This window comes from Martinezella tropici, assembly GCF_003287875.1.
GTDB lineage: Bacteria > Pseudomonadota > Alphaproteobacteria > Rhizobiales > Rhizobiaceae > Rhizobium > Rhizobium tropici_C.
Genome location: NZ_QMKK01000042.1, coordinates 255,321 through 277,642 on the forward strand (window position 1 = coordinate 255,321; position 22,322 = coordinate 277,642).

At 60.5% G+C, this 22,322-nt stretch carries 20 protein-coding genes; 1 reads left to right on the forward strand and 19 read right to left on the reverse strand.

What is annotated here, in order from left to right; translation table 11 throughout:
• Positions 1–55: 55 nt before the first annotated feature.
• Both DQ393_RS17610 and DQ393_RS17615 read right to left on the reverse strand, forming a co-directional pair.
• Complete coding sequence (locus DQ393_RS17610; RefSeq protein WP_112343029.1) at positions 56–1,609, reverse strand: ABC transporter substrate-binding protein; 1,554 nt, start codon at positions 1,607–1,609, stop codon at positions 56–58.
• A 17-nt stretch (positions 1,610–1,626) separates the two neighbouring features.
• Positions 1,627–2,943, reverse strand: coding sequence for a M20 family metallopeptidase (locus DQ393_RS17615; protein WP_112343030.1), 1,317 nt, complete (start codon positions 2,941–2,943; stop codon positions 1,627–1,629).
• Positions 2,944–3,047: 104 nt separating this feature from the next.
• Between DQ393_RS17615 and DQ393_RS17620 the strand changes: the two genes are divergently transcribed.
• Complete coding sequence (locus tag DQ393_RS17620; RefSeq protein WP_245430392.1) at positions 3,048–3,809, forward strand: GntR family transcriptional regulator; 762 nt, start codon at positions 3,048–3,050, stop codon at positions 3,807–3,809.
• Positions 3,810–3,858: 49 nt separating this feature from the next.
• On the opposite strand, the gene DQ393_RS17625 is transcribed toward DQ393_RS17620, so the two are convergent.
• The 17 genes from DQ393_RS17625 to DQ393_RS17710 all read right to left on the reverse strand — a co-directional run bounded on the left by DQ393_RS17625 (position 3,859) and on the right by DQ393_RS17710 (position 22,194).
• A complete protein-coding gene (locus DQ393_RS17625) occupies positions 3,859–4,800 on the reverse strand; it encodes an ABC transporter permease (protein ID WP_112343032.1) in 942 nt (313 codons plus the stop codon).
• A 23-nt stretch (positions 4,801–4,823) separates the two neighbouring features.
• Entirely contained in the window at positions 4,824–6,335 is a 1,512-nt protein-coding gene (locus DQ393_RS17630; protein WP_112343033.1) for a sugar ABC transporter ATP-binding protein, read from the reverse strand.
• Positions 6,336–6,424: 89 nt separating this feature from the next.
• A complete protein-coding gene (locus DQ393_RS17635; RefSeq protein WP_181592380.1) occupies positions 6,425–7,732 on the reverse strand; it encodes a sugar ABC transporter substrate-binding protein in 1,308 nt (435 codons plus the stop codon).
• Positions 7,733–8,065: 333 nt separating this feature from the next.
• On the reverse strand, positions 8,066–8,578 hold the full coding sequence (locus DQ393_RS17640) for a VOC family protein (RefSeq protein ID WP_112343035.1): 513 nt from the start codon (positions 8,576–8,578) through the stop codon (positions 8,066–8,068).
• A gap of 94 nt (positions 8,579–8,672) precedes the next feature.
• Positions 8,673–11,189 (reverse strand): ATP-binding cassette domain-containing protein, encoded by a 2,517-nt coding sequence (locus tag DQ393_RS17645; RefSeq protein ID WP_112343036.1) that lies wholly within the window; start codon positions 11,187–11,189, stop codon positions 8,673–8,675.
• Between the two features lie 68 nt (positions 11,190–11,257).
• Positions 11,258–12,325 (reverse strand): substrate-binding domain-containing protein, encoded by a 1,068-nt coding sequence (locus DQ393_RS17650; RefSeq protein ID WP_112343037.1) that lies wholly within the window; start codon positions 12,323–12,325, stop codon positions 11,258–11,260.
• Positions 12,322–13,347 carry an ABC transporter permease gene (locus DQ393_RS17655; RefSeq protein WP_210209427.1) on the reverse strand — a complete coding sequence of 342 codons (1,026 nt, stop codon included), beginning with the start codon at positions 13,345–13,347 and terminating at the stop codon, positions 12,322–12,324. Before DQ393_RS17655 ends, DQ393_RS17650 begins: the two co-directional genes overlap by 4 nt.
• Positions 13,348–13,689: 342 nt before the next feature.
• On the reverse strand, positions 13,690–13,974 hold the full coding sequence (locus tag DQ393_RS17665) for a YciI family protein (RefSeq protein WP_069613520.1): 285 nt from the start codon (positions 13,972–13,974) through the stop codon (positions 13,690–13,692).
• Positions 13,975–14,132: 158 nt separating this feature from the next.
• Positions 14,133–15,218: a maleylacetate reductase gene (locus DQ393_RS17670; protein ID WP_112343039.1), complete on the reverse strand. Its 1,086-nt coding sequence runs from the start codon at positions 15,216–15,218 to the stop codon at positions 14,133–14,135.
• A gap of 9 nt (positions 15,219–15,227) precedes the next feature.
• On the reverse strand, positions 15,228–16,109 hold the full coding sequence (locus tag DQ393_RS17675; RefSeq protein ID WP_112343040.1) for an intradiol ring-cleavage dioxygenase: 882 nt from the start codon (positions 16,107–16,109) through the stop codon (positions 15,228–15,230).
• A gap of 14 nt (positions 16,110–16,123) precedes the next feature.
• Positions 16,124–17,182, reverse strand: coding sequence for an SDR family oxidoreductase (locus DQ393_RS17680; RefSeq protein WP_112343041.1), 1,059 nt, complete (start codon positions 17,180–17,182; stop codon positions 16,124–16,126).
• A 3-nt stretch (positions 17,183–17,185) separates the two neighbouring features.
• On the reverse strand, positions 17,186–18,169 hold the full coding sequence (locus DQ393_RS17685) for a zinc-dependent alcohol dehydrogenase (RefSeq protein WP_112343042.1): 984 nt from the start codon (positions 18,167–18,169) through the stop codon (positions 17,186–17,188).
• A 9-nt stretch (positions 18,170–18,178) separates the two neighbouring features.
• Entirely contained in the window at positions 18,179–19,192 is a 1,014-nt protein-coding gene (locus DQ393_RS17690; protein ID WP_112343043.1) for a Gfo/Idh/MocA family protein, read from the reverse strand.
• Positions 19,189–19,473, reverse strand: coding sequence for a YciI family protein (locus DQ393_RS17695; protein WP_112343044.1), 285 nt, complete (start codon positions 19,471–19,473; stop codon positions 19,189–19,191). The genes DQ393_RS17690 and DQ393_RS17695 overlap by 4 nt, the downstream gene beginning before the upstream one ends.
• An 18-nt stretch (positions 19,474–19,491) precedes the next feature.
• Complete coding sequence (locus tag DQ393_RS17700; RefSeq protein ID WP_112343045.1) at positions 19,492–20,259, reverse strand: SDR family NAD(P)-dependent oxidoreductase; 768 nt, start codon at positions 20,257–20,259, stop codon at positions 19,492–19,494.
• Between the two features lie 2 nt (positions 20,260–20,261).
• A complete protein-coding gene (locus tag DQ393_RS17705; RefSeq protein WP_112343046.1) occupies positions 20,262–21,335 on the reverse strand; it encodes a 2,3-butanediol dehydrogenase in 1,074 nt (357 codons plus the stop codon).
• Between the two features lie 58 nt (positions 21,336–21,393).
• Complete coding sequence (locus DQ393_RS17710) at positions 21,394–22,194, reverse strand: glucose 1-dehydrogenase (protein ID WP_112343047.1); 801 nt, start codon at positions 22,192–22,194, stop codon at positions 21,394–21,396.
• Between the last annotated feature and the right edge of the window lie 128 nt (positions 22,195–22,322).

A 22,322-nucleotide genomic window follows, 5' to 3' on the forward strand; every position in this document is an offset into this window, starting at 1 on the left:
TCCTCGACTTGGGAGAAAGCCGGGCACGGTAGACACAGCACCCAGCAGTCAGGTGTCAGCCGCGCTTGGGGGCCTTGTCGGTCAGCGAGACGTAATCAAGACGGAAGACCGAAGCACGCGGATGGGCTTCAAAACCCTGGACCCAGCTACGCTTGGCAGCGAGTACGTCGAAGAAGACCGGGATGATGGATGGCACTTCCTCGTTCATCAGGGCCTGAGCCTTGGTGTAGAGCTCGGTTCGCTTGTCCTTATCAGTCGTGCCGCGCGCCTCGGCGATGAGAGCATCGAAAGCCTTGTTGTTCCAGCGCGTCTCGTTCCACGAGGCATCGGACGTGTAGAGCAGCTTGAAGATGCCGTCCGGGGTCGGCTGCATGTTGTAGAAGCCGACATAGAACGAACCCTTCTTCCAGATCTGATCGAGATAGGTCGCATGCGGCATCGTCTGCACATTGATCGTGATGCCGGCTTCCTTGGCCATTTCGCGGATGGCAATGGCCAACTGGCCGCGCACCGATGGGCGGTCGGACGCGATCAGCGTTGCTTCGAGACCGTTCGGATGACCGGCCGCAGCCAGCAGCTTCTTGGCTTCCGCGATGTTCTGCTCACGCGTCGTGACTGCCTTGAAATACTGATAGGAGGGGTTGAGCGGGGTATCGTTGCCCGGCGTGCCGAAACCTTCCGTCACGAAATCGACCATGGCCTGGCGATCAACCGTCAGCGCAATGGCACGGCGAACCCGTGCGTCGTTGAACGGGGCGGTATCACAGCCGAAGTTGATGTTGCAGAACTGGCCGGATGGGACGCGCAGCACGTCTACGCCGTCGCTGTCCTTGAGACGCAGGAACTCGGTCGGCTGGACCGTCGACATGATATCGGTATCGCCGGAGATCAATGAAGAGCCTTCAGCCGAAAGATCGGGAAAGACGCGGATTTCGATCCGGTCGAGATAAGGGCGTGCCGGGTCGTAATAGGCAGGGTTGCGCTCGACGACGATCAAGCGATCCGGCTCGTAGGATTTCAGCGTGAACGGACCGGTACCGACAGCCTTTGTTGCAAGGCTCTTGAAATCGCCGGTGGCGATCGAAGCCGGGATGATGCGGGCATTGGTATAGGCGAGCGCGACCGGAAGGTCGGCATAGGGACCGGACAGCTTGAAGCTGACGGTCTGCGGATCGACCGCCGAAACCGAAGCGATCGGGCCGATATTGTTGCGGCCGGGCGAAGCGTTCGCCGGATCAAGAATGGCCTTGACGGTCGCGACGACGTCATCGGCCGAGAAGGTTGAACCGTCGTGGAATTTAACGCCGGAACGGAGCTTGAAGGTCCATTCGGTCAGATCGGCATTGGCGCTCCAGCTTTCGGCCAGATCCGGCTCGACCGACATATCGACCTTGAGGCGGGTCAGATTGCTATAAAGCAATTCGCTGATGAGATACTCCGGGTTGACGCGGGTCAGCAGCGGATGGATGACGCTAGCCGCTTGATCGATCGACACACGCAGTGTGCCGCCTCTGGCCGGGGGCGCAGCGGCGAAAACGGGACCGATGGCGGGAGCCGCGAGGATCGCAGCCGTGCCAGCGAGAAAAAGACGTCTTTTCATTTCAAGCATGCGTGTTCCCCTTCAGGTTATGGACGCGTTTCTGGAACGAGGTCGGCGGCGAAATCCGCTGCCAGATAAGAGAGGATGCTCTTGGCGAGCGCGACGATGTCCTGTTTCGTCGTGTGTTCTTCCGGACTGTGGATGCAGCTTTCCGGACGGCCGAGGCCACCGAGCAGAACCTCACGCGTAAAGCCTGCCCTTTGGACATAACCGAAGTCGGAACAGCTCGAAGCGCCCCATTTGCGAAAGTCCTCCGGCTTGTAGCCGAAGCCCTCCGACAGTGCCTTCTGCCAGCGCGGCCAGTGCGGGCCATTCGGGTCGGAGGTCGGGATCAGATGGCCGACGAGATCAATGCCGAGCCCAAGGCCTGGCATTTGGGCGACGGCCTTGTTGATGACGGCCTCGATCTCGGCGCGAGCCTCGTCGTAGCTTTCTTCCGGCGCATAACGGCGGCTCACGAGAATCTTGACCTCGGCCGGAACCTGGCCGCCGGCCGTACCGCCCTCGACAGCAGCGATCGTCAACTGCGGGCGCAGCGGCCCGGTCGCATGCGGGGGCGGAGCAAGCGCCGAGGCGCGGGCAGCAACAATCGGTTTCAGCCCCATCAGCGCGTTCATGACCGGCAGCGCGCCTTCGATCGCGTTGATGCCGGCGCCGGTGCGATTGCCTTCTCCTGCGTGCACGGCATGGCCACGGATCGTCAGCTGCAGGTTGAAGATGCCGAAACAGCCGGCCCAGACACGCGGCGCGGCCGAGCCGTTGAAATTGAGGATGTGGCCCTTCAGCATGCCCTGTTCGGCAAGATACCGGATGCCAGGATAAAGTCCGCCCTCTTCATCGGTGCATAGGAGCAGCATCGGGTCGTAAGCGAGTTCGATCCCGGCCTTCTGCGCGGACCGGAGCGCCAGAAGCGTCGCAGCAATCGTGCCCTTCATATCGGCGGCACCGAGGCCGTAGAGCTCATCGCCCTCAACGGTGAGTTTCAGCGGATCGCGCTGCCAGCCAGGTGCCACCGGCACGGTATCGACATGATAGTAGAGGCCGAGAACCGGCTTGCCGGTTTCACGAGAGGCGACAAGATTGGTGCGCGCACCGGAAGCCGGACCGCCCTCGACCTTCCAGAGCTCCTCCGGCACGGTCACACGGGCAAGATCGAAGCTCATCGGCGTGAGCAAATCCTCCATCAGGTCCGCGAAGGCGTCGTAACCCCCGCCCGGAGGAAAGGAGGTATCGATTTCGATCATGCGCGCGAGATCAGCCACGGCGACCTCGACATCCCGCTCGATCGCTGTCATGCCAGCTCTGAACGCGGAATGCCGTGGAACAGCCTGCTGATCGGACATCAACATCCTCCGGCGCAGCTCCTCGGCTTGCGCATTAATATAAACTATATAGTAATACTGCGCAGCTCTCCGAGATGTGTCAACTCCAAAGAAGAGGCAACTCATTGGCCGACGCGCCCAATTTTATAACAGGCTCGAAGATGTCCGAGCTCTCCGTCCCGCTGTACGAGGTCGTGAAGCGGCAGTTCACCGAAGCGATCATGCTGGGTCAGTGGGAAGCGGGCATGGTCCTGCCGAGTGAGATCGCCTTGTCGCAACAGTATGGTGTGGCTGTCGGCACCATCCGCCGCGCCCTGACTGATCTGACAAACGAAGGTTTGCTCAGCCGGCGACGTAAAACTGGAACCGTGGTCACAGGCCGAACGCCGGCCCACAGCCTGCGGTTCTTCTTTCAGTATTTTCGCCTGCATGGGCTGGACGGATCGCTTCAGCACTCCGTGACGAAGGTGACGTCGCTAGAGCGCGGGGCCGCTGGCGCACAGGACGCAGCGAAGCTGCAGATTCGTCCCGATGATAACGTGATCCGGTTTCATCGTGTCCGAAACGTCGATGGCAAACCGGTCATGCACGAAACGTTGGTGCTAGCCGAAGCAAGGCTGCCGGACTTCACTCATGACAAGGACGAGATACCACCGCTCTTCTATCTTCACCTTCTGGACCGCTACGGCATCAGGATCTCCGCTGTTCGGGAACAGATTTCGGCCGATCTTGCGGGGGACGACGATGCGAAGTGGTTGGAACTCAGCCTCCCCGCGCCGATCCTCATGATCGACGAGATCGCATATGATCAGTCAGCCACGCCCGTCTTGGCGTCAACCCATCGATCAACGACAGCGAACCACCGTTACGTTCACGAGATCAAATGAATCAACAAGGAATTGGAAGGCGTTACCAGTGCAAGAGTTTTAAGTTGCGCTATTTGACAATTTCGTCGAGCCGCCCGCGTCGCGTCGTGACAAGCACCGCAAGGATGACGACAGCACCGCGGATACCGACCTGATAGAAGGGGTCGACCTGCAGCAGGGTCATGCCGTTTGCAAGGATTACGATCGTCAGGACGCCGAGAACAGTCTGCAACGGGCCGCCGACGCCGCCAGTCAGAAGGGTCCCGCCGAGGACGACCGCCGCGATCGTATCGAGCAGGAACGGATCGCCCATGCCGGGCGAAGCCGAGAAGGTCCTGATACCGAGGAGGATGCCGGCCAGCCCGGAAATAAGGCCCGCCACGACAAAGACAAGGATCTTCATCCTGGTCGTGTTAATCCCAGACATCCTGGTCGTGCGCTCGTTGTCGCCGATGGCATACATGTATTGGCCGAAGCGGGTAAAGCGGGCGACCAGCGTACAGATCACCAGCACGCCCACTGCCCAAAGACCGATCTTCGGAAACGAGCCGAAAGCCACGCCGCCGGCCAGCATGCTGGAGACCGGTGTATTCCAGGGCAACGGGCGGCCGCCCGATATGATGAGCCCGAGGCTCTGGAATATGAACAGCGTGCCGAGGGTGACGAGAAAGCTGGGAAGTTTGAGAACGGCGTTCAGGGCACCATTGATTGCGCCGCAAAGGGCACCGACGAGAAGCCCGACGACAATGCCTGCCTCGCCCATCGTCGGGACCAGTGTGACGGCACAGATCGCCGACAGCGTCATGATGGAGCCCACGGAAAGGTCGATCGACCCGATCAGGATGACGAACGTGATGCCCATCGCGGCAACCAGAAGGACCGATGACTGCCGGACGATATTCCAGATGTTCGGCCACGTCAGAAACGCGTCGTGCATGAACGAAAAGAAGATGATGAGCGCAAACGCGGCCAGGAATGGCGTCAATTTGCCGACGGCACCGAATTTAGACATCGTATTTCCTTAGTTGCATCCCGTCAGAACATCATCGAGATGACGTCTTGTTCCTTTGGCTTGCTGTGAGGATCGGCAGCGACTGGTTCCGATAGCTTGCCATTCGCCATGAAGTAGATCGTGTTGGACAGCTCGATCAGCTCGACGAGATCATCCGAGATCAGAAGCACCGCGCATCCGGTGTGCGTGATGTCGCGCAGCAGCCGGTAGATCTCCTCCTTCGCACCGGCATCGACGCCGCGGGTGGGGTTGTCGATGACCATCAGCGCCGGATTTCGCGCAAGCCATTTTGCAAGCACCACTTTCTGCTGGTTCCCACCGCTGAGCGAGCCGACGAGCGTATCGCTATCCGGGGCCTTGACCTTGAGTTCGGCCATGCGCTCATCCGCGAAGGCTCTGGCTTGAGAGACGGAAAAGAAGCCGGACCTGGTAAATCGCCGCAGCGACGGCAAGACGATATTGTCGCGAATGGAGCGGCCGAGCATCACGCCGTCGCGATGCCTGTGAAGCGGGACATAGCCGATGCCCAGGTCGATCCGGCCCGACGCCGGGAGTGCCGAGACATCCTTGCCGAGGATCCTGATGTCGCCTCGTCCGGCTTCGACCCCGAGTATCGCCCGGCCCAGCTCTGTCTTGCCGGATTGCACCAAGCCGCCGATACCGACGATCTCGCCTTCGCGCACGGAGAGCGCAACATCCGAAAATGCGCCTGAGCCAAGCCCCGTTACCTCGAGCACCGGCGGCCCGAAGGCGGTCCGCTGCCTGTTGGTGGCATAGAAATCGGTAGGTCGTTCGCGGCCGACCATCAAGCTGTGCAGCCGAGTCTCGGTCGGCTCGGTGACATCGGCATCGATGACCTGGCCATCCTTGAGCACGAGGATCTGATCGCAGAGGTGGAGCACCTCATCGAGCCTGTGAGAGATGAAGATGATCGAGGCGTTGAACCGTGTCTTGAGAAGCGAAACGATACGGTAGAAAAGCTGCAGCTCCGGGCCGGACAAGGAGGCTGTCGGTTCGTCGAGAAGGATGAGCGGGCGCTCGATCTTGAGGATCTCGGACTGCGCGACGACGCGGGCGATTTCCACCAGCTGCCGCGTGCCAAAATTCAGCGTGCCGGTGATGAGGCGCGGATCGAGTGAAATGCCCAGCTCATCGAAAATCCGCCCCGCATGGGCCCGCATCCGGGAAAAGCCGATGACGCCATTGCGGGTGAAATGTTTTTCCAGCCCCAGAAAGAGGTTCTGATAGATCGGATAGACGAGGATCAGCGCCTGTTCCTGGTGCACACGGAATATGCCGGCTCTCGTAGCAGCCGCCGGACCATGGAACGCCCACGGCATGTCATGCAGGAGGAGATCCCCGTCATCTGGGCTTTGAACACCGCTGATGATGTCGAGCAATGTGCTCTTGCCTGCACCATTCTCGCCGACGAGACCGAGGGTGCGACCGTGCTCGACCATGAAGCTGACGCCCTGCAGGGCATTGACGCCGGGATAGCGCTTGGTGATCGACCGAAGTTCGAGATGTACAGTCATAAATGCTTTGCCGTCCGCTTGACCGCGATGATACGTAGCCGCATTCCGGCCTCGTCGGCCGGAATGCGCTATCGTGTTGTCGGCGGTTGTTAGAAGCCGAGAACTGTCTTGCCGGCTTTTGTGTTCTGAGCGACTTCCGAGAGCGGACCTGCTGCAGCATGGTCCTTGAACATCTTGTTCAGCTTCTCGATATTGCCCGCCTTCAGCGAGGTGGCGACGTCTTCCGGTAGCGCCCAGTTCGCTGGCTTCAAGGATTGCATCGAATCGATGCCGCTCCAGAACTGCGACGGATCGATCACTTCCATGCCCCACTGGATCTTCCAGTTGTCGCCGTTCAGATGGCGCGACATCGATTTGAAATCGAACGCAAAACCGCCACTGCTGTCCATCAGTGAAAGATACTTCGCGGCAGCATCCGGGGAATCGAGGAAGAGGGAATCGAAGTAGCGCATCCGTTCCAGCGGATCGTATGTGACGCCATTGAGCGCATCGAACAGGGTGACAACAGAATATCCCGTCATGAATGGCGCGTTGATCGAGACCGTGCCGAGCGCGCTCGGATCGTCTTTCATCCGCGTCAGCATCTCCCGAGTGGCATCGTTGCCCGCGGTCAGGATCTGACCGCTCAATCCGCGCTCTCGCAAAACATCCAGGACCGCGATCGCCGTATCGTCATTGTAGGAAATGATCGCCGCCACATCCGGATGCGCCGTCAGAAGATTTTCGACCACCGGGCGTGCGGCCACGCGATTTTCGCCGGCAGGCTGTTCGGCAACGAGATCGATATTAGGGTTGTTTTTCAGGGCGAGCTTGACGCCCGCCGCACGCGTATCGGCCGAAAAATTACCGGGCATGCCGGCAGCATAGAGCACCTTGCCCTTGTTGCCGATCTTGTCGAACAGCGCCTGCGCCATCGCCGCAATGCCGCGGATGTTGTCCGGCTGGCTGTAGAGCATGTAGGCGTCCTTGAACGTCGGATCGCTTGGCGCAAGCCATGCTGCCGTGGAATGCGCATTGGCGATTTTCACGCCGACCTGGGATGCAGTGGCGCAAAGCGCCTTTATCACCTCGGCATTTTGAGCAAAGGTGACGACGGCATTCACACCGAGAGACGGCGCCTGCTCAATCTGGGCGATCTGCTTGTCGACGGAATCGTCGAAGGTCTGCGACATGTATTTGATGCCGAGCTGTTCGGCCGCACGCTTGGCCCCGGCATCCCATCCCTGCCAGTATTCGTTGGCCAGTGTCGGGAACGTGTTGAGAACCGTGATCTGCTGATCGGACGCGCGAGCGGTCTTGCGAAGCACCAGCGGGCTTGCAAGAGAAACGGCAGCGGCCGCACCCGCGAGCTGCAGCAGTTTGCGGCGGTTGATTTCGAGATTTCCGATGTCACGCAAATTCAGATCCTCCTCGATAGCCCCCTCCAGGGCTGTTGACGACGATCAGTGTAGAGAATGTCAGCGACTCGAAAACAACAGAATTATCCAGATCGGACAACTTAAAATATTGAAGTCATTGCGCTATTACGAAATTTTTGGCAGCCGGAATGCACCAGACGGGCGGCGTCGACGACACCGTTTATCTGCCGCATTCGGGCTGTCGCAGCCTTGCCACTACATGTCCGATCCACCGATCGGATCACGACGCGGGACGACCATCGGAAGAAATGGAAGACAGGCTGAAGTCGCCTTCCGTGGTCGCGCAGTCCGTGTCGGACCGGCGCCTTTCGCTCAAGCCGTCTTCGCCCGCCAGAGTTTCGTCGGCGAGCCGTCCTCGTAGCCCAGCTTGTCAAAGCTCGCGACCTCGAGCAGGAGTCCCCATGGGGCACGCAGGTAGATCCAGTCGAAACCGGCCAGCGGCCCCGCGGTGATCAGGTTCGGACCGTCGAGGAGATCGACGCCCTGGGCGCGCAGCCGTTCGACCGATGCATGGACATCCTCGACTTCGAAGCAGATATGTGCGCCTCCGACCTCAGACGGCCGCTTCGGCGGGGACATCTCTTCACCGCTATATTCGAACAGCTCAACACTCGTGCCCTCGCCGCAGCGGAGAAACACGAGGTCGCGTATCGTGGAGTGCGGAGCAGCACCGATCTTCTTCGACATGAAGTCCTGATCAACGTTGAAAGGGCCAGTCCGGAAAACCTCGACCGCACCGAAAACGGCTTTGAAAAAGGCAATCCCCTCTTCGATATCAGGCACCGTCAGACCGATATGGTGCATGCCATGGACCTTGTTTGTCATGTTCTCTCCTCCTGTTTGGAAAGTCGTCGCCACACCCACACCGCAATCAGCAGGACGCCGAGCGCGTGGAAGCGGAGATTGCGTTTTGTGTCTCTCAATGGCGGGCGGCACGGCGGCCGCGAACCGCAGCGTAAATCAGTGCTGCAATGACGATCAGGATGCCCTGAAAGAAATACTGATAGGTCTGCGACAGGCTCAGGAAGGTGACGGCGCTCAGCACTTCGGTCAGCAGAATGGCGCCGAGAACGGTGCCGATGAAAGTCCCGCGCCCGCCTGCCAGGCTGGTTCCGCCGAGGACCACGGCGGTGATGCTGGATAGCGTGTAATTGATGCCCTGGCGGGGATCGCCGACGCCGATCTGGGCCATCAGCATGACTGCACCGAGGCAGGTCAACACCGAGCACGCCACGTACCCTGAGATGAATGTCAGATCGACGCGAATGCCCACGCGGCGGGCCGATTCCTCGTTCGATCCGACGGCGCGCAACCGCCACCCCGATCTCGATCTGCGCAGAACATACTCGCCCGCGAGCGTCACAGCCAGGAGCACGAGGAATGCGACGGGGAACGGCCCCCATTGCCAGTTGATCCAGTCGGTAATCGCATAGCTGATGTATCCGTCCGGATTTTCGCGCAGCAGAAAGCTGAACCCCTGGATGGCGATATACATGGCCAGCGTCGCCGCGATCGGCGTGAAATTCGCAAAGCGTATTAGCAGCCCGTTGACACCGCCCACCGCGACCGCCCCGGCCAGCATCAGGAGGAACCCGAGAGCCATCATGGAAGCCGACATGTCGTCTGTCAGGAAGAATGATGCGACAACCACCAGGAAGCCGGCCAGCGGCCCGACCGAGAGATCGATACCGCCCATCAGCAGCGCGATCGTCTGCCCGAGCGCGATGAACCCGAGCGCCGCCGCCAGCAGGAATATGTTGTAGATGTTGTAGACCGACAGGAAGTTGTCGTTCTGTCCGTTGACGTAAAGCCCGAGGACGATCGCCACCAGCGCCAGTGGAATGACCGGCACGTTGTCTGATTGCAGGAAATGCCTGAACCCTTTGGTATGGCCGGAAGCCTTGGCAGCGCCGGGCTGGACATCGTGCGTTTCGGCGTTGACCGCGGCGGCGACGATCTTCTCCTCGGTGACGTCCTCGCCTTCGAGCGTCGCGACCACGTGGCCGCGCGACATGACAATGACCTTGTCGCAGAGCCCTTCGAGCTCGACGGCATCGGAGGAATTGACGACGACCGGCGTGCCCGCCTCGCACAGGTCCCGCAGGATGCGGTAGATCTCGAAGCGGGCCCCGACATCGACCCCCTGTGTCGGCTCGTCCGCGATAACCAGGCCCGGATCCGACAGCATCGCCCGCGACATGACGATCTTCTGCTGATTGCCGCCCGACAGCGACAGGATCGGAGCCTCCATGCTGGGCGCCTTGACGGCGAGTTCGGCGAAGATCGCGCTGACTTTCTCCTGCTCGCGCTTCCGGCTCATGATCCCGCCGGTCGCAAATTTCTCGAGCGTCGAGAAGGTGGCGTTCTCCCGCACGGTAAGGCCTTTCGCCACGCCTTCCCGGAGCCGGTCCGATGGCATGAAGGCAGCCTCGTCGAGAAGCTCCGTATGGCCGAGGTTGCGTCCGCGCAGGTTGATCGATCCGCGCGAGATATCCAGTCCCGCCAGGGCTCGCATCAGAACGGCCTGGCCGTTGCCGGCAACGCCTGCCACCCCGATGATCTGCCCCCGTGGCACCTGGAACGAGACACCATCGACGCCTTCACAGCTGAGACCGGTGACCGAAAGCGCAATCTCCCCGCTCTTGCCCGACGCTTTCGGCGGGAAAGCCGCCGCAAGCGTACGCCCGACGATCATGCCGACAAGCTCGGCGTCGCTGATCTCGCCGACCAGCGCACTGCCGCGAATTTTTCCGTCGCGCAGCACGGTTACCCGCTGTGCAATCTGCCTGAGTTCGGCAAGGCGGTGGGTGATGTAGACGACGGCTGTTCCCTCCGCCGCTGCCTGGCGCACGAGATCGAACAACAGTTCGCTGGCCTCCTGGTCGAGGGAAGCCGTGGGCTCGTCCAGGATCAGCAAGCGCGGCTTAACGGCGAAGGCCTTGCCGATCTCCAGCAGATGTTTCTCGGCAACAGTCATTTCACCTGCGCGCATACGCAGCGGCAGATCGAGGCCGACCGTTTGAAGCATCTGCTGCAGCGCATCGGGCGATCGCCGACCTGACGCGTCCGAAGCGGTGAGTGCCACGAGCAGATTTTCCTCGATCGAAAGATCGTCGAGAATGGCGGGATGCTGGAAACAGATACCGATCCCGAGCGACGCAGCGACCTCCGGGGTCATCTGCTTGACAGCAACGCCCTCGAAGGTGATCTCACCCACGCTCGGCTGCAGCGTGCCGGAGATGATGTTCATCAGGGTCGATTTGCCGGCACCGTTTTCGCCGAGAATGGCATGCACTTCGCCGGGCCGGAATTCGACACTGACATCGCGAAGCGCCGGAATGCCGGCAAAATACTTGGAGATACCATCGAGCCGGACGGTGACGTCGTCTTCGGCCGACAGGAAGGGCGTATGGGAGTGGATGTCTGCTGCGGCCATGACGTGAATTCCGACTGAGGTTTCTCTGCCCGGGTGCAAGGCCCGGGCAGATCGATGAAAAATTGCGGTTACTTCGTAACGGCCTTGGCCTGGTCTTCAGGCGGCAGCTCGGACGAGAGATAGATCGCGCCGGGCAGATCCTGGCGGCACTTCACGGCGCTGGCACCACCGGCGACGGAATCTTCGAAGGCCGGGGCCTTGAATGTTGCGTCCGCCGGCGGCTTGCCATCGGTTGCCAATGCCACCGCCCACTGGACAGCAAGACGAACGTTGTCGTTGCCGGTGGCAACGGTGAACAGCTTGAAATCAGGGTTGCCGGCCTTGTTGGCCTCGTAGAAGCAGCCAAGCGAATTGCCATCGGAGGTCGCGATCGCCGGGATTGATTTCCCCTGTTTCGTGAACAGCGGCAACGCCCCGACCATCGACGGACCAAAATCGGAAATGATCACGTCGATCTTCGGGTTCTTGGCGATTTCGGCGGTCAGCACCTTCTGGGTCAGGGCCGGATCCCAATTGGTGACGGCGAAGGGAGCCTGGTTGACGAAGACGTACTCGTCGCCCAGCTCCTTTTTGAGGCCCTTCAGCTCGTCGAGGCCCTGGCTGTTGCCGGCCGGTCCGCTGAGAAACAGCAGGTTTCCACCCTTGGGCAGGATCGACTTGATCCACTTGCCCCAGGTCTCGCCATCGCTTTCGAACGAGGCGCCGACGAACTTCGAATAATTCTGGCCGTCCTTGCCGCCGACGGCGACGCGATAGGGAACGACGACCTTGCCCGACTTGTAGACGCTAGTCAGCGCCGGCAGAACGGCCGGTCCGGCATCGCCGAAGACGACCAGCGCATCGACGCCCTTGGCGGCCATACTCTTGATGTCCGAGATCGATTTCTGCGTATCGCCCTGACCGTCCGCATATTCGTACTTGGTTATGCTTGGGCACAGCTCGACGGTCTGCTTGCCTGAAGCGGTTGTCACCTGACGCCAGCTGTTGCCACCGTAACCGTCGAGCAGTGCCAGCGTCGCCTTCTTCGGCCCGCACCAGGATGGTGTTTCCGCCCTGGCGAAATCCGCGCTGGCGAAAGCCGTCACGCCAAAAGCCGCGGCCAGTGCCAATTGCTTGACTGTAGAATGGTATTTCATTGTTTCTCCTCCACTTTTTTTGCCCCAGTCGATGGTCTTGCGTTCATCGTCCAATGGAACGAGTAAACACCGATACCAAAACCCAAGGCGAGCGCCTGGATAATGGTTTGAGCCGAAAACGGCACACCGACTGTGAGTGCGAATTGGCTCAGTTGGTTCAGGAAAAAGGCCGCTATGACGGTCGAGATCGGGAAGCCCCTGCCGCCGAGCAGCGATGTGCCGCCAAGAACAACGACGGCTACGGACGGCAACAGCAGGCTGTCGCCCTGGAAGGCCGTCGGCTCTCGCGTAATGCCGGCGATCAGCGTTCCGGCCAGACAGTAGAGCACTTGCGCCCACACATAGGCCATCATCTGGTGAGCGCGCACCCGCAGGCCGGCCGCCTGGCATGCCAGCGGATTGGCGCCGATCGCTTCGAACCTGCGGCCTGCGACCGTCTTCTTGAGTGTGAACGAGACGACTACCATGGCGACAACCGCGAAGCCGACGGAGTTGGGGAGCCCGAACATCTGGCCTCCGGCGATCGTGGCCAGCAGGTTCGTCGTGATGGACGGAACGCCACCGGATACGGCAAATACGGCACCGTAAAGCAGTGCGTTCGTTCCGATCGTAGCGATGATGGCATTCAGCCGCAAAAGGCTGACAAGAATGCCATTAAGCAGGCCGGCAACGAGCGCAATGCTAAGCGAGAGCAGCACGGCTTGGTAAAGCAACGCGTCGTCTTGCTGCGGGTAGTGCGTGGCGATCACCACAGCAAGAGACACGGCCCCTGGGAGGGAAAGATCGAAGCCACCCTGCTGCACCACAAGCAACTGCCCAAGACCGACGATCGCGATGATCGCGGCGAAAGGTAGGCTTCCAGAGAGGGCGCCGGATGACAGACTGGACGGCGCGAAAACACCGCAAAGCACAAGAAGAAGCAAAGTCGAGAGCGTGACTGTCAGGAAGCTTCGCGCCAGCGGTATCGCCATGAAAGGCTCCTTGATCCGCCGATTAGGAGCGATGGAAGTGATGTTCGTCATCGAAGCGTCTTTCCGCATTGTTCACGGCAGAACTCCCCGTTCCGCGACGGCACGCACCGCGGGTAGAAAGTCAACAAAGATGAATTCCGGCGTAACGCTAGAGCTCGCGCCCCTTGATCGTCCGGACGACCTGTAACGAAGAGTGGCTCAAATTTTTGTCGGGGAGGAAGTGCGGATGTGGTTTCGGACGCAAAGCCTCATACTCGGCATAATAACCGCTGCAGGCGCATCCAGCCTGCGCGAGCCAGTCTCGGACCTTATCCCAATTGATTAAGCGTACCGCTCTCATTTTCTCTCCTCCTTCGAAAACTGGCCGGGCATCGAAACTCAGTCGCCGCCGCGTCAGGCGTTGCCGCCTATCGTCGGGCGCCACTCGTAAATACTGACGGTCGAATAGACGCCATGGCGCACGAACGGATCTTCCGAACTGAACCGGCGCATATCGTCCAGCGAGGCAACCTCGGCAATGACGACACCGCCGCTTCCCTTCCCGGCGCCGTCCAAAATCGGTCCTGATTGAACCACGCGGATACCTCCTGAGCGAAGATGACGTTTGTGATCTTCGAGATGAAGTTCGCGCGCATCCGCCTTGTCGGGGTTGGATATTGCAACACGAACTGCAAGCATCGTCTCAGACTCCTCACCAAACTCTCTATTCGCTCCCCTCGAGCGGCCGGCGACTTGTAAATATCGCAGCGATGATGGTACGCGGACTGAGAACAAAGGAAACAGAGGATTTATCCATTTTGGACGTCCGCTATTCCACCCTTCCACGCTCCCGTCCTTCAGCGCCAGGGTAGCTCAGATCGCGCTCCCAAGGGTGCCTCTCCGTGGAATGCACGATCAAGCAATGCGATCAACGCGGGCTTCTCAAGCTCGCGTGGATTCCAGTAAGCGCTGGCCAGTGCCTGTTCGACAGCGCTCTCGACATTGCCATCGAGCATTCCGAGACCCTTCAGCGACATCGTCGCCCCAAGCCGCTTCGCAAGATCAAAAAGACCTGTAGCCGGATCATCAACGGCCATGGCCCGCGACAGACGTTTCATGGCCGCTGGCGCAGCCGGCGCGTTGTAGGCGACAGCATGCGGAAGAACTGCGGTGTGCAACGAGGCATGGGGCAGATTGAACATTCCGCCCAGCGTATGGCAAAGCTTGTGATGCAGCGCCATGCCGACCGAGCCAAGGCAGACGCCGCAGAGCCATGCCCCGTAGAGTGCATCGGAGCGCGCGCTGCGGTTACCAGGATCGGCGTGAATAAGCGGCAGCGAACGAGTGACCGCCGATATTCCCTGTTCGGCCATCAACGAGATGATCGGGTTCGCTTCCCTGGCATAGAGCGCTTCCACGGCGTGCGCGACAGCGTTTATGCCGCTGGTCACCGACAGCGCGACCGGCAGGGTCAGGGTCAGATCCACGTCATATATGACGACTTCGGGAAGAATGCGCGGATCAGACTTGGTGACCTTGCGACCACCTTCAGTTTCCCCCAGGATCGGCGTTGCTTCCGATCCCGCATAGGTCGTCGGCACGACGATCTGAGGCAGGTCGGTGCGAAATGCGATCGCTTTTCCAAGTCCGGTGGTTGAGCCGCCTCCGACCGAAAGCACGGCATCGGCCGAGCAATCCTCGATCCACCGCATAGCATCGGCAGTCACTTCCACGGGAGTGTGCATCTGCGCTTTCGAATAGGTTCCGACGACGCGCGAGCCCAGATGTCCGGCAATGTTGGTAGCCTGCCCGGCCTGCTCGGGCGTCGAGAGCACGAGAATTCGCTTTGCCTTCAGCCGGTCTGCTTCCTCGGGGAGGCGCACAACCGTACCGCTGCCAAAGACGACGCGGCCGGGATTTCCACTATAGACGAAATCTTCCAATGCGGGCTCCTAACGCGTCTGATCTGGTCTTGCGAGAACGAAATCATAATCGGATCGCCAGAGCGTTTCATCGCCTTCGACCCGCGTGAATGGCGCGACAAGTGTCTTCTTGACGCCGAATACCGTGTCCGATTCCAGATAGGGATCACCGCCGACGAAGGTGTGCGTCACTAACTTCTGGAAGCCCTCTGCACGCACCATGTAATGCATATGCGCCGGGCGAAACGGATGGCGGCCGAGGCTTGCCAGCATCTTTCCGACCGGCCCGTCGTCGGGGATGGGATAGGACACCGGCTTGATGCCGATGAAGCTGTAGCGTCCGTCTTCAGCAGTCACGAACACGCCGCGATTGTTCCATTTCGGCTGGATATCGGGCTGCTGAACGTCGTAGTAGCCCTCGGCATTGTCGGACCAGACATCGATCCTCGCCCCGGCGACAGGATTGCCGTCGAGGTCGAGCACGCGCCCGATGAAGAGACAGCTCTCGCCCTTGCCATCCAGGCAGATCCGATCGCCCATCTGGCGAACGGGGCAACCCTCGACATGGAAAGGACCGAAGACGGTGTTTTCGGTCGCCCCTTGCGGCCGCCTGTTGTTGATGGCGTCGACCAGCATGGAAAGACCGAGCGTGTCCGAGAGCAGGATGAACTCCTGCCGCTCCTGCGTGCAGATCTGCCCGGTTCGCGTCAGGAAATCGATGCCGATTTCCCATTCCTCCTGCGTGAGTTCGGTCTCGCGCGCGAAATTATGGAGATGCTTGACGAGAGACGCCATGATCTCGGCAAGCCGCGGATCGACGGTCTTGGCCATGCGGGCGTTGACGGTGTCGATCGAGTTTTCTTCGGTGAAATATGCGGCCCGCGCAGCCGGTGTGGTGAGGTCGGCACCCATGCGATCCTCCTTAATCAAGGTATGATGCGATCCGCGCGCAGGCGGTCGAAAGCGTCGGTGAAGGACTGGGTCGTGTCCTGGTAATCCAGAAAGCCGAGTTTGCGGCTACGGCCCATGTCGTTGAAAGTTTCGACCTGACGTCCGAGATCTGCGTCCGAGTGCCAGAAGGACGCGACGCGTGACAGCGCGTTGGGCTGCAATTTGTATTTTCTTACCATCCCGTTCCAGAGCTCGTCCGCGCCTGCCATTTGGATTTCCAGCGGATCTGGCGCACCTGAATAGGGTGCCGCCTCAATGCCGAAATAGGCGGCGATCCGAGGCCAGAGCCATTTCCACCGGAAAACCTCGCCGTTGACGACATTGAAGGCGAGATTGGCGGCATCCTTCGTGGTTGCGGCCCATCGAAGATGCCGGGCAAGCAGGCGTGCATCGGTGACATCCGTCGCCGCCTGCCATTGCTGCGGCGATCCCGGGAAGATAAAGGGTCTATCCGTCTCCTTGCAGATCGATGCGTAGACGGCGAGTGTTGCCGCCATATTCATCGCGTTTCCGATGGCATAGCCGATTAGCGTATGCGGCCGGTGGATGGACCACGTAAACCCATCGCGGGCGGCGGCGGCGAAAACCTCGTCTTCCTGGACGTAGTAGAAGTTGTCGCCCGGCAGACGGGCCTGCTCTTCGCGAAACGGTGTTTCCGGTTGCGTCTTCGCGTAGGTTTCGAACGGACCGAGATAGTGCTTGGTCCCGGTCGTCAGCGCGACATGTTTGACGCTCCCGCCTTGCAATCCGTCGAGCACATTGCGGACGATTGCTCCGTTCACCTTGCAGTTTTCCGCTTCCGTCTCCTGGCGCGACCAAGCGGTGATGAAGACGTGGGTCGGCCGCAAGCCAATCAGCGCGCCGCGGACGGAAACCGGATCGACGAGATCGCACTGAAGCGTTTGTACGCCGGCAACAGGGCTGACGGATCGGGACAGGCCCGACACGCTCCAGTCATCCGAGGCCAACAGGAGTTCAGCGAGGTTGCTTCCGGTAATGCCGGTCGCGCCAACAATCAGGGCATGCTTGCTCATGTTTCAACCGTTCAACAGGGTGATCTTGATACTCTTGGTCGGATCCTGCCCGAAGGCGAAGGCCTGGACTGCCTCCGTCAGGGCAAAGTCATGCGTCTGGATCGGCGACAGATTGATGCCCGTGCGTTCCAGGAAGCGAATGGCGGCGGGCCAGACGCCCGGCGAACCAATACAGCCGCGCACGGTTAGGTTCTTCATCTGAATCTGGCCGATCGTGACTGGCACCTTGCGGCCGATATTGATGCCCACCATTGACATGCGACCTTCCTCACGGGCGTAGTCGAAGGCCGCAGCAAGCGACGCATCGTGGCCAGAGGCCTCGATGACAAGATCGGCACCGTGCCCGTTCGTCAGTTCGCGGATCTTTTCGGCAGCGCCACCATCGGTCGGATTGATCGCCTCGTCGGCACCGAGGCGCTTTGCCACCTCACGGCGCGAGGCCAGCGGATCGACAACGATGACGCGGGCACCCATACCGATCGCCGCCGCGGCCGAGACCAGGCCAATGGTGCCGCCGCCCGAGACTACGACGGTATCGCTGGCATTGGTGCCGCCGGAACGCAGCACCGCATAGAAGCCGCAGGTAAAAGGCTCGATCAGCGCCGCCTTCTTGTCATCCACGGCATCGGGCAGTTTGTGCAGCCATTCCGGATTGACGGCGAAGAACTCGCGGTCGGCGCCGCTCATGGAGAAGCCGAAATGGTGCAGCCGCTCCGGCGTCCTCACGACGCATTCGCCCACAACCCGGTCCCCCCTCTTGAAGCCCTTGACGTTGCGTCCGACCTCGACGATCTCCCCGCTCCATTCGTGACCCGGGGTCACGGGATAGGAAATCGGAATGATGTAGCGCCCGGCCAGGAGCTCATAGTCGGAGTGGCAGATGCCGACGGCCTTGGTGCGAACCAGAACCTCGTTCGGCGAAAGGTCGGGCATGCCGACATCGGCGATAACAGGCTTTTCGGGTGCCTCGAAAACCAGAGCTTTCACGTCATCCTCCTAGACCTCAACAAGCGCGCCGCTCTTCGACGAGCGCACGATGGCTTCGAGCAATGCAATATTGTTGATCATCTCCTCGCCGGTGATCGGATAATCCGCCTCGCCGCGAACAGCCTTAGCAAAAGCCCTGAGATTGTCGCGGACCGGCTCGGCCGGCGACACCTCACGCACCGTGATCGGCTTATTCTTCCAACCCTCTGTGATGATCCAGCCGTCGGGTGCTTCGACATGCGCCTTGTCGCGCACTTCGATCCAGCCGTCCGTACCGAAGATGGCGAAACGCGAGATGAAGGGTGTGACAAGTGTCGCCGAGATATAAGCTGAACCACCATCGGCAAAGCGGATATGGGCGCTCATCGTATCGCCCTGCGGAATATTTGAAGCGAGGTTTTCGCAAACGACGCGGACGTCCTTTGCGGGGCCCATCAGTTTGACGGCAAGGTCGGTCAGATGGATGCCAGTTGCGGTCATGCCGCCGGCAGGTGCCTGATCAGCCTTCAGCCGCCAGTTCGACGCGTCGAGACCGAGGAACTTGTCGTGGCTGAAATTCGCCTCGATCTGTAGTAGCCGGCCGAGCTTTCCCGATTTGGCTGCCTCCAGGATCTCGGCGATCGGCGGCTCGAAACGACGCTCATGGCCCATGCCAAGAACAAGCCCAGCCTTGCGGCAAAGCGCAACGGAGGTTTCGGCACCAACTCGGGTCAGATCGAGAGGTTTTTCGCAAAAGACATGCTTGCCAGCGGCAACAACACGGGCGATCTGCTCCCGATGCAGCGAATGTGGTGTCGCGAGCACGACCGCTTCGATGGTCGGATCGGCCAGAGCCTCATCCATGACGGGCGAATATTGCAGACCCATCTGGGCGGCAAAGGCGGCCGCGTCAGGGCTGGGATCGACCGCGCGCACGAAGTGCATCTTCGCGCCGCCAGCATTGACGAGGCTCGCCATCTTGCGACCCCACCAGCCGAGGCCAACGAGCGCCGCCACGACCGGCTTTTTCTCGATCTCCGTCATCGATTGTCGACCCGCTTGCTGAAGGGATGGATGTTGACGGACTTCCAGACACCGGCCTTGGTAAAGGGATCGGCCTTATTGAAGGCGACGATCTCTTCCTTGGTGTCGGCTTCGAAGACGAAGAGAGAGCCGATCATGGTTTCGTTATCATCGGCGAGCAGTGGGCCGGAAATGACGGTCTTGGTCTTGCCGGCCGAAAGATAAGCCTTGTGGGCATCGTAATTGGCAAGCCGCTTTTCGACAGCGCCTTCGTGATCGAGGCAATGAACTGCATAAAACATCGATTATTCCTTTCGAATTCAAGCGATAGAGTAGCCGCCATCGACCATCAGCAGCTGGCCAGTGATGCCGCTCGCCGCATCGGAGAGCAGGAAGGCCACGGTTGCAGCAATCTCTTCGGGTTTGATCAGACGATTGACCGGCGTGTCATCAAGCCACTTCTGCATGACGGCAGGCTGCGTGCGGCCAACCTCGGCCAACATCACGGTATCGGTGTATCCTGGGCCGACCGAGTTGACACGTACGCCTGAGCGCGCCCATTCAGCCGCCAGAACCCGGCACATGTGAGCGACGCCAGCCTTCGAAACATCGTAGCCGACATGTAGCTCCGGCCGCACGGCTTTGACGCCGGCAATCGACGCCGTCATCACCACCGAACCACGTCCGGCCGACACCATCGAGCGCGCGAAAGCCTGTACCGTCCAAAAGACGCCGTCGAGATTGACGGACATGACCGTGCGCCAGTCCGCCTCACTGTGCTCCAGCGCCGGGCGTTCATACGACATGCCGGCATTGGCGAAGATACCGTCGAGAGGGCCGAAACGCTCACCGACCTTCGCCGCCACAGCCTCAACCGAACTCTTGTCGGCAACGTTGAACGTGACGGCCTCGGCCTTTCCTCCCGCCGCCCGAACGGCGTCGCGCGTGTTTTCGACCGCACCATCGCGATCGGCGGCCACGATGGTTGCGCCGAGCGAGGCGAGATAAAGGGAAGTCGCGCTGCCGATGCCGCGGGCGGCACCCGTGATCAGAAACGTCCGACTGCTGAGATCCATCGGGTTCATCATGATCAGGCCTTCATATTGACGAGGATTTTCATGTGGGTGGCCTTAGGGTCGAGCAGCGCCTCGAAGCCCTTTTCCACCACGTCTTCGGGCGCGATCTCGGCCGTGACTACCTTTTCGACCGGGAAAATGCCGGCGCCGATCATCGAGGCGATACGAGGCCAGATCGTGACGGGATAGCACCAGGTAGCTTCGACCGTGATGTCCTTCAGCGCCCAGAGCATCGCATCGATCGCAGCCGGCTTCACATGTAGGCCGACCTGCACGACGGTGCCACGACGACGCACGGCCTTGGCGCAAAGGTTCAGCGATGCTTCGGCGCCGACGCATTCCAGCGCGACATCGACACCAACGCCTTCTTCGGTCTGGTCGCGGAACAGCTTCTCTGCATCCGTTTCGCGCGGATCGAAGACGATCGCCTCGGGCACCAGCTGTTGTGCCAGCGCGCGGCGGTTCGGATTGAGCTCGGAGACGAAGATCTTAGTCGCGCCGGCAGCCTTGGCCGCGAGCAGAACCAGCGTGCCGATCGGCCCGACACCTGACACGAGCACACTGCTGCCGCTCGTCACGCCACCGCGATCGACACCATAAACGGCTACGGCCGCCGGCTCGATCATCGCGGCTTGAACGTCCGAGACCGTATCCGGCACCGGAATGGCGTTGTAGCCGTTGACGACGGCGCGTTCGCCCATACCGCCCCAGTCCCAGGAGAGCCCGACAACAGCCATGTTTTCGCTGAGATGGAAGAGGCCGCGACGACCGTAATAATCATCGCGCGGCGAAATCAGCGGCTGGATGGAAACGCGCGAGCCCGGCGAGACATGCGTGACGTTCTTGCCCACCTCCAGAACGCGCGCGGAAAACTCGTGGCCCAGGATCTGCGGAAGGATAGCGCCGGAATAGGAGTTGGGGGTTGCCGGCGTGACGATAGGGCCTGCGATATATTCGTGTATGTCCGTGCCGCAGATGCCACAGACCAAGGGCTCGATCAGCACCATGTCGTCGCCGAGTGGGCCGCTGGGCGCCGGCACGTCTTCGACCCGGATGTCTCTCTTCGCGTAATATCGTACAGCCTTCATCGCAATGCCTTTCGTGATTGCAGTTGGTGGCCGCAGTCGCGGACCAGTCGCATGTGTTTCAGATCAGGACCATGCCGCCGTCGACCATCACCGTTTGTCCGGTGACGTAATCCGATGCATCGGAGGCGAGGAATGTCGTTACGCCTGTGATATCTTTGGGAAGCGAGACGCGCCCGAGCAGGATGGACTGGGAGAACTCGTTGAGCGCCTGTTCCGGCTTCTCGGTCAGCCCATGCTCGATGAATTCGCGGTCTAGCTGCTCCCAAAGCTCCGTCTTAACAACGCCAGGGCCGAAGCAGTTCACAGTGATCTTATGCTCAGCCAATGCGCGGGCCGCAGCCTGTGTAATGGCCACGACGGCAAATTTCGACGCACAGTAATGCGCAAAGAGCGGATAGCCCTGCTTGCCGGCGATCGACGCTGTATTGATGATCTTTCCGCCGCCGCCCTGGGCGATCATCTGCTTTGCCGCTTCCTGCGTCCCGATCAGCACACCTCGGCCGTTGATCGCCATGATGCGGTCGAAGTCCTCGTCGGTGACTTCAAGGAATGGGCAGGTCTGGCTGATGCCGGCGTTGTTGAACATCACATCGAGCCGGCCGAAATGCGAGACCGTGGTTTCGATCAACGTCCGAACGTCCTTACGGCTCGATACGTCCACCCCGACGGCAATGGCGCTGCCGCCCTGCGAAGAAATCTTTGAGGCGGTCCTCTGCGCAGCCTCCGCGTTCAGATCGGCGATGACGACATGGGCGCCCTTGTCGGCAAGGTCCGAAGCTATGCCAGCACCGATACCCCGTGCTGAGCCGGTTACGATAACCACCTTGCCGGCAACGGCTGCAACGACGCTCGATCCCATTTCATACTCCTCCGACATGCCGGCAAACCGACAAAAAGATATCGTCCGCGGCAGCGCTGAGCTTCCGCGTTTTCCTTTTTTTTCTGACGGCTTATTCCTCCCGAGGAACCGCCGTGCGATCCGGGATT

Excerpts from the sequence above, each read along its gene's own strand:
- DQ393_RS17610 (WP_112343029.1), bottom strand. The coding sequence starts at position 1,609 with ATGCTTGAAATGAAAAGACGTCTTTTTCTCGCTGGCACGGCTGCGATC.
- DQ393_RS17615 (WP_112343030.1), bottom strand. The coding sequence starts at position 2,943 with ATGTCCGATCAGCAGGCTGTTCCACGGCATTCCGCGTTCAGAGCTGGC.
- DQ393_RS17625 (WP_112343032.1), bottom strand. The coding sequence starts at position 4,800 with ATGTCTAAATTCGGTGCCGTCGGCAAATTGACGCCATTCCTGGCCGCG.
- DQ393_RS17630 (WP_112343033.1), bottom strand. The coding sequence starts at position 6,335 with ATGACTGTACATCTCGAACTTCGGTCGATCACCAAGCGCTATCCCGGC.
- DQ393_RS17640 (WP_112343035.1), bottom strand. The coding sequence starts at position 8,578 with ATGACAAACAAGGTCCATGGCATGCACCATATCGGTCTGACGGTGCCT.
- DQ393_RS17645 (WP_112343036.1), bottom strand. The coding sequence starts at position 11,189 with ATGGCCGCAGCAGACATCCACTCCCATACGCCCTTCCTGTCGGCCGAA.
- DQ393_RS17650 (WP_112343037.1), bottom strand. The coding sequence starts at position 12,325 with ATGAAATACCATTCTACAGTCAAGCAATTGGCACTGGCCGCGGCTTTT.
- DQ393_RS17655 (WP_210209427.1), bottom strand. The coding sequence starts at position 13,347 with ATGACGAACATCACTTCCATCGCTCCTAATCGGCGGATCAAGGAGCCT.
- DQ393_RS17665 (WP_069613520.1), bottom strand. The coding sequence starts at position 13,974 with ATGCTTGCAGTTCGTGTTGCAATATCCAACCCCGACAAGGCGGATGCG.
- DQ393_RS17675 (WP_112343040.1), bottom strand. The coding sequence starts at position 16,109 with ATGGGTGCCGACCTCACCACACCGGCTGCGCGGGCCGCATATTTCACC.
- DQ393_RS17680 (WP_112343041.1), bottom strand. The coding sequence starts at position 17,182 with ATGAGCAAGCATGCCCTGATTGTTGGCGCGACCGGCATTACCGGAAGC.
- DQ393_RS17690 (WP_112343043.1), bottom strand. The coding sequence starts at position 19,192 with ATGACGGAGATCGAGAAAAAGCCGGTCGTGGCGGCGCTCGTTGGCCTC.
- DQ393_RS17695 (WP_112343044.1), bottom strand. The coding sequence starts at position 19,473 with ATGTTTTATGCAGTTCATTGCCTCGATCACGAAGGCGCTGTCGAAAAG.
- DQ393_RS17700 (WP_112343045.1), bottom strand. The coding sequence starts at position 20,259 with ATGATGAACCCGATGGATCTCAGCAGTCGGACGTTTCTGATCACGGGT.
- DQ393_RS17705 (WP_112343046.1), bottom strand. The coding sequence starts at position 21,335 with ATGAAGGCTGTACGATATTACGCGAAGAGAGACATCCGGGTCGAAGAC.
- DQ393_RS17710 (WP_112343047.1), bottom strand. The coding sequence starts at position 22,194 with ATGGGATCGAGCGTCGTTGCAGCCGTTGCCGGCAAGGTGGTTATCGTA.